General features: G+C 34.2%; 4 protein-coding genes and 4 pseudogenes. 4 read left to right on the forward strand and 4 right to left on the reverse strand.

Annotation, left to right across the window (positions count from 1 at the left end; genetic code table 11):
• Positions 1 to 375 precede the first annotated feature (375 nt).
• From JCM1039_RS12285 to JCM1039_RS12790, 3 genes and pseudogenes are all read left to right on the forward strand, one after another.
• Positions 376 to 528, forward strand: coding sequence for a hypothetical protein (locus tag JCM1039_RS12285; RefSeq protein WP_155831177.1), 153 nt, complete (start codon positions 376 to 378; stop codon positions 526 to 528).
• 41 nt (positions 529 to 569) lie between these two features.
• Positions 570 to 767, forward strand: a pseudogene (locus JCM1039_RS12975) (SLAP domain-containing protein); the annotation flags it as partial.
• Positions 768 to 773: 6 nt separating this feature from the next.
• Positions 774 to 1,217, forward strand: coding sequence for an SLAP domain-containing protein (locus JCM1039_RS12790; protein ID WP_244438055.1), 444 nt, complete (start codon positions 774 to 776; stop codon positions 1,215 to 1,217).
• Between the two features lie 177 nt (positions 1,218 to 1,394).
• Here JCM1039_RS12790 and JCM1039_RS12980 read toward each other — a convergent pair.
• Positions 1,395 to 1,583, reverse strand: a pseudogene (locus tag JCM1039_RS12980) (hypothetical protein); the annotation flags it as partial.
• Positions 1,584 to 1,839: 256 nt separating this feature from the next.
• On the opposite strand from JCM1039_RS12980, the pseudogene JCM1039_RS11575 reads away from it, so the two are divergent.
• Positions 1,840 to 3,600 (forward strand): annotated as a pseudogene (locus JCM1039_RS11575) (oligopeptide ABC transporter substrate-binding protein).
• 437 nt (positions 3,601 to 4,037) lie between these two features.
• On the opposite strand, the gene JCM1039_RS09840 reads toward JCM1039_RS11575, so the two are convergent.
• From JCM1039_RS09840 to JCM1039_RS11580, 3 genes and pseudogenes are all read right to left on the reverse strand, one after another.
• Positions 4,038 to 4,505: a Dps family protein gene (locus JCM1039_RS09840; protein WP_025015609.1), complete on the reverse strand. Its 468-nt coding sequence runs from the start codon at positions 4,503 to 4,505 to the stop codon at positions 4,038 to 4,040.
• Positions 4,506 to 4,527: 22 nt separating this feature from the next.
• Positions 4,528 to 5,892, reverse strand: coding sequence for an FAD-dependent oxidoreductase (locus tag JCM1039_RS09845; protein ID WP_025015610.1), 1,365 nt, complete (start codon positions 5,890 to 5,892; stop codon positions 4,528 to 4,530).
• A 285-nt stretch (positions 5,893 to 6,177) separates the two neighbouring features.
• Positions 6,178 to 6,735, reverse strand: a pseudogene (locus tag JCM1039_RS11580) (L-lactate permease); the annotation flags it as partial.
• Between the last annotated feature and the right edge of the window lie 231 nt (positions 6,736 to 6,966).

The following is a 6,966-nucleotide window of genomic DNA, read 5'->3' on the forward strand; positions in this document are numbered from 1 at the left end:
CATGTTTAACTTTCTGATAAATATTATGGCAAATATTTCTATAATATTCTACAAATTTCCATATTTTTGTTAGCAGTTAATCAGCTCCTGCTTTACTTAGAACAGCTTTAGGTAAACGCACTGCTAGTGAGTTACCCCATTGTTTCAATTCCACAGTGTTCATATTAAATACCTCTTAATCTCTCTTAGCTTACTTACATCAACAGTAAAATCTTACAAACAAATTATTTTAAATAACCACCTACATTAGTTTTATCAATTCACATATCCACACACATTATAAGCTATAAATTAAGGTAAATTTAAACTATTCTTTTCAAAAAAAGATATAATAATAGCAAATAAAATATTGATATTTTCAAGGGAGGAATATCCATGAAACTCATTAAATCAATCAGCTTAGCTGCTGCCGCATTATCTTTAACAACACCAGCTATTGCACTTGTAAATCCATCAATCACTACTGCTCAAGCTGCTACTAAAAAGTCAACTGGCACAATTACTGTTGGCAATAACAATAGTATCTAATCGGTGTCTACAATGCTGCTGGCAAACAAAAGAATCAAAAGATTAAGAACGGCACTACTTTTAAATACTACGGCGCTCCTAAGTTAATCAACTATGAATATACTTATAAGATTGCTAAAAACAAGTACGTTCCGACTTCCGCAATTTCAGCATTAAACGGCAAGAGCGTCTTATATATTGCTAATAATTCATATGTTTACGACAAAAATGGTAAGCGCGTAACTAAGAACTCTAAGCGTGTCTTATTGCGTAGATCTCAAATTGTAAACTACACCGGCTCGATTAAAACAGCTGCTAGTGATGCATACCGTTTCTTAGTAAATGATGGCAAAAAGATGGCTTTATCAACTAAGACTATTAAGGGCCACCAATATTACAGCATCGGTAAAAACGCATATATCCGCGTATCTAATGTAAGTTACGTAAATAATGAACCATTATATGCCGCATACCAAACCGTAACTTTAGATAAGCATAGCAATGAATCTAAAGTCCCTGTTTACGATGCCGAAGGTAAAACAGTTAGCCAAGAATTAACTGCTGGCAGCAAAGTTAGTGTTGACCGCACTAAGACTATTAAAAATGGCGACCAAACTTTGATTTTATACGGCATTAAGGGTCAAAAGTCATACATTGATATGAACGACATTGCAACTATGCCAAACTTGGCTGTTACAACAGAAGAATAAAATTCAATAATTAATTTAAATTTAAGGCCAGTCGAATTTGATGCGAACGCCAAATTTGGGACATATTTTAGATCACTCTATTTTTAAAACCATATTTCGATATTTTATCGGAGTATGGTTTTTCTACTGTCTTGATACTATCATAATTGTAGTAATAAGATGTACTCTTGGTGCTAATTAAAGCTTGTCCATCAATACACCATTATATGTTAATATTGTCATTTCTAAGCGGTTTGAAATCCTACTAAAATGCGTATTCTATTTTCCGCATTATAATAAGCTAAAAGTGAAAAAATACTTTCATTTATCCTTCCTAATTTTTATCAACTTACGATCGTTATGTTCCTTAGCACCTTGCATATTCTGCTATATAGAGTTCAGGGCTCTGACTCTTATTTGAAACGATCATGCAAGTCCTAAGATTCCTCATTATTGCATATATTTCGAGTAGTTCAATTTGATCTGACTTATCTCTATTATGTTTTAGGTATCCTAAGATCTAATCTTTTTAATTTTATTTATATTTTTTAACAAAAATAAACAAAACCATTTGCTTTTTTAATAATCATATAATAAAATTCAAATATAATTTAATAAAATTTCTTTGGAGGTGCGCTTTATCATGACTAAAGCAAGAAAATATTTTGGTGCATTAGCACTTATTTCTGGAGCAACTTTAAGTTTAGTTGCATGTGGTAATAACAAACATACAAACAGTAGTAATGCAAATAAAACTAATCATAAGTTTAGCGAAACTGTTCCTGTAAAAAGTATTAAAAAAGGAGGAACTTTAACCTATGCTCTTGAATCAGACAGTCCATTCACTGGTATTTTCTTACCAGAATTATCAGATACTTCAATTGATAGTGAGGTACAAAGCCCAGGTCTAGAATCTTTATTTTCAACAGATGATCAATATAAGATTAATAATAAAGGAGCTGCTACTTTTAAACTAAATCGGAAAGCTAAGACTGTCACAATCGAAGTGAAAAAAGGAGTTAAGTGGTCAGATGGTAAGCAAGTGACTGCTAAAGACGTTGAATTTGCTTATGAAATTATTGCAAATAAAGACTCTAAATCACAAAGATATACTGAATCTTTAGCTGATATTGTTGGCTTAGCTGAATATCATGAAGGTAAAAGCAAGAAAATTTCTGGAATTGAAATGCCTGATGGTGAAAATGGACGCAAAGTCGTACTCCATTTCAAGCAAATGAAGCCTGGTATGCTTCAATCAGGTAATGGATATTTCTGGGAATGTGCTGAGCCCTATCATTACTTAAAGGATGTACCTTTTTCAAAGCTTTTATCTAGTGACAAGGTCAGAAAATCCCCACTATTTTTTGGACCATTCCGTGTATCTAATATTGTTCGTGGTCAATCTGTTTCTTGGGAGCGTAATCCTTATTACTGGCGTGGTACACCAAACTTTAAAAAAGTAGTTGCATCTGTTGTCAGCTCCAGTTCTGCTACCCAAGCCATTAAAAGTCATAAATTTGATATTGCTGATGTGGTTAATACACAATGGGATCAAACTAAGAATGCAACTGATACTAACTTTATTGGTGAAGTTCCACTTAGTTATAACTACTTAGCTTTTAAAGTGGGTAAATGGGATAAGAAGCTAGGAAAGAATGTTGAAAATAAGAATGCCAAGATGAATAATCCAGCATTACGTAAAGCAATGGCCTATGCAATGAATATTGATGCTGTTGCTAAACGCTATTACCAAGGATTAGCATTCCGTGTTAATACTTTGATCCCAGAACAATTTGGTGACTTTTCCGATAGTTCAATTAAAGGTTACCCATATAACTTGAAGAAAGCCAACCAATTACTAGATAAAGCCTGATATAAAAAGAAAGGCGAATTCAGAGTTCAACCTAACGGAAAGAAGCTTACTATTAATTTAGCTGTTAGAAACAATGCTACTACCGCAGAGCCCGTATGGCGTAATTATATCCAACAATGGAAGAAAATCGGTTTGAACGTTAAGTTTGTTGGCGGTCGTCCAATGGAATTTAACAATTGGGTACAAGCAGTTCAATCTGATGATCCAAAAATTGATGTCTTTGAAGGTGGCTGGTCACTTTCAAGTGAACCTTCTCCTAATGATCTTTATAGTGCTGCTGCACCATATAATATGGCACGTTTTGTTTCCCCTGTACAAAGTAAGCTTTTAGCTGATATTGACTCAGAAAAAGCTTTCAACCATAAGTATCGTGTTGACGCATTCAGAAAATGGCAAAAATGGATGTACAATGAAGCCTATGTTGTACCTACCACTAATTCATATTCAATCACCGCTGTTAATAAAAAAGTAACTGGATGGTCACTTAAACCAAGCGCAACTAACTGGTTTAGTGCAGGTTTTGTAAAATAAACATTACCTAACTGTCTTGCCTAATAAATATCTTTTCTAAAATTTACTTTAGTTAATTTAAAAAAATGCTACTAAATCTGACTGATTTGGTAGCATTTTTCTTGTGTATCACGTTATTAATGAAGGAATTGACTATCAATTTTTTCATGTGAGCGTACAGATATCTAGTCGGGCCAAATGATGGATAAACCTGCAACACAGACAAAGACTTGAAGGAAAGCGTAAAACTAAAGCAGAAGCTATGAAACAATGACACACCCGCGAACAGAGTTCGCAAGTTTCAGAAATAATTAATGTCTCGTTCAGATAATTTAGACATAACAAAAGCCTCGAAATTATAGTCCAAATTTCAGTTGCTTACGTAAATTGTGATAGAGCTTTTTGCCATAAAAAATAGCGAACCACTACAGATTCGCTATTTTCTCTAAATTTACGACTTATGCATCAATATCTGGAGCTTGACCAAGTTCAGCCGTTAACATCCAAAGCCGCTTTTCAAGATCAGTATGGAAACCAGTCAAAATATCATTAGTAGAGTAATCTCCTTCTTTATCAGAAGCTTCAAGCGCTTCTTCATAGAGCTTATCTAAATAACGATAGCCTGAAATGATCTTTTCAAGTCTTTGTGTATTAGTGAAGTTCCAACTCCCCTTTTCACCAGGAATTTTATTTAATTGAACAACTTCCCTTAAAGTGGCAACAGGTGAACCATCGATGGTAATTAGTCTTTCTGCAAGACCATCAATCTGATCATCTAGTTCATCCATTAAGTCATCAAGATATGGATGCAACTTCAAGAATTGACTGCCGCGCATATACCAATGGTGACGGCGAACAATCATGTGCATATGCAATAAATTAATGACTAATTCATTTAACTTTTCTTTTGTTTCTGAATACTTCATATTGGGACCTACTTTCATTAAATTAGAATTTAGCCCAGCCTAAGGCATGTTGGGCCGCCAAGTTAAGTAGACTCCATTGGCGGTCAAAACTTGGTGAGAAGAAGAAATCTTGTTCTGCAAGATCTTCTAAAGTAAGTCTATGGCTAATAGCTAAACTGAGGACATTTCCTTGACCTGTTAAATCATAAGTAGACATTACTGCCCCACCTAAAATTTGGTGGTTAAGCTTATCAAAGGTCAATGCTACATAACCTAATGGGTTATCTTCATCTGGGATGAAGTCAGGACGTAAATGATCTACATATACACTGGTTGTGGCTTCAATTCCAGCAAATTTTGCTGTTCTTGAGTTTAAACCAGTTACTACTGCATGAACATCACCGAATTCTAATAATTGTGCACCAGCTAAGCCGTAGAATGGACGAGCTGGCTTTTCTTCGAACAAGTGATTTACAAGATATTGTGCTTCATGTCTAGAAGCGGTTGCTGAAGGAATAGGGATATTTTTATTAGCTGGAATTGAATATGGCCAAATTGCGTCACCAACTGCATAAACATCTGGTAAGTTTGTTCTAAAGTATTCATCTGTTAAGATGTAACCTGCTTTATTAAGCTTAACCGTGTCTTTTAGCCAATCAGTATTTGCCTTAATACCTACAGTAATAATTACTAAATCAGTAGCAACTTCACCTTTATCAGTAACAATTGCTTCAACTGTGCCGTCACCCTTAAAGCCAGTTACTTTGGTGTCCATTAACAAGTCGACTTTCTTATCTGTAAGTTCCTTAGTGAAAACATCAGTAAATTCTTCAGGTAAGTAATTTGAAAGTGGAGCTTCGTTAATATCAATTAAAGTAACTTCCTTACCATGGCTAAGAGCTGCTTCAACTGCAGAAATACCATTACCAGCACCAACAACACTAACCTTCTTAATTGATGGATCATTAAGTGCTTCATTGATCTTGCTTGCCCAGCTGTAGCCACGCATTAAATAAATATGGTCTAGATCATTTCCAGGTACGTCAATGTTTTGTGGGTTAACACCTGGGGTCAAAATCAACTTGTCATAACTTACATCAGTAGTTGTTTGATCAACTGTATTTTTAATTGTGACAGTCTTATTTTCAGGATTTACGGCAATTGCTTCACTATTGTTTTGCAACTTAATGCCGCGCTCCTTGAAATCATCTGGCGCAAAGTTGCGAACATTATCTTGTCCAGTAGTTTTTCCTTCAAGAAATAGCTTCATACCACAAGACATAAATGAAACAAAATCGCTAGCTTCAAATACTTGAACATCTAAGTCCTTATAGCGATCAACTAATTCAATAGCTGCTTCATGTCCAGGATGGGATGCACCGATAATCACAATTTTTGATTTACTCATAAAAATACCCCTTTATAAATATCATAATAATACTAAGATTATAATTTGCTTATTTAGGTAAATTAACCAAGTTAGTAATTCTTGTCCAAAATTATTATCATTCAGACAAATAAATTTTAGCATTAAGTTGATTTTTCAAGAAAGAAAATGCTTACAAAATTCAAAATATAAAAATTAAAAGCCGTAAATGATTACTCAAGACTAGCGTTTATGGCTTTTTAATTATTAGCAAGATTTTATAGTTTCGAAAAATTAAAGCACCTTGAACAAGAAAACCGTTGCATATCAGAAGACACAAATTACTAGTAAGTATAATCCACACCATACTAGCATTTCCTTCAAGATAACACCTTCACTACCCTCTTTACCAATTGAAGCAGAAGCGATAGCGATACTTTATGGTGAGATCATCTTACCAGCAGTTGCACCAACCATGTTTGAAGCAACTACCCAGTTTGAACTTACGTCTAAAGTCTTTGCTGCTGATAATTGTAAGTTACCAAATAAAACGTTAGCAGAAGTATCTGTGCCGGTAATGAAGGTTCCTAATGCACCAATTAAAGGAGCAATCAATGGGTAAACTGGATCCATAATTCTTACTAAAGTTACAGATAATGATGATGTCATACCTGAGTAGCCCATTACCTTAGCTAGAGCAACGATTGAACAAATCGTGATAATTGTCTTCCACAAACCTTTGATAACATTCCAAAGGATCTTTAACATATCTTTTAGTGATTCGCCTTGAATAAAACCACCAATAAAAGTTGCAACAATGATTAAAGTTCCTGGGGATGCTAACCAATTAAATACAAATTGATGTGCATTCTTCCCTGAGTAGATAATGAGTAAGCGTAAAATAATCAAGTGTATTGAAAATCACTCTAGTTCTGCTATCTGGAATGATTTTTCTTCGTGTTCTTTATTTACATTCTTTTTACGCGTGGTGCTAGTTAAATCGTTTTAATTAACAAAAAAAGTCCAATCTTGTTAGACTCGACTTGTAAACATATTAATAGAAAAGAGTCTGACTAGATTGAACTACCCTAAGCTTAAGCGTTTTTCTCATCCTAA

It is taken from the genome of Lactobacillus kitasatonis DSM 16761 = JCM 1039 (assembly GCF_000615285.1).
GTDB classification, from domain to species: Bacteria; Bacillota; Bacilli; order Lactobacillales; family Lactobacillaceae; genus Lactobacillus; species Lactobacillus kitasatonis.

Coding starts and splice junctions, on each gene's coding strand:
- JCM1039_RS12285 (WP_155831177.1), top strand. CDS start 376: ATGAAACTCATTAAATCAATCAGCTTAGCTGCTGCCGCATTATCTTTA.
- JCM1039_RS09840 (WP_025015609.1), bottom strand. CDS start 4,505: ATGAAGTATTCAGAAACAAAAGAAAAGTTAAATGAATTAGTCATTAAT.
- JCM1039_RS09845 (WP_025015610.1), bottom strand. CDS start 5,892: ATGAGTAAATCAAAAATTGTGATTATCGGTGCATCCCATCCTGGACAT.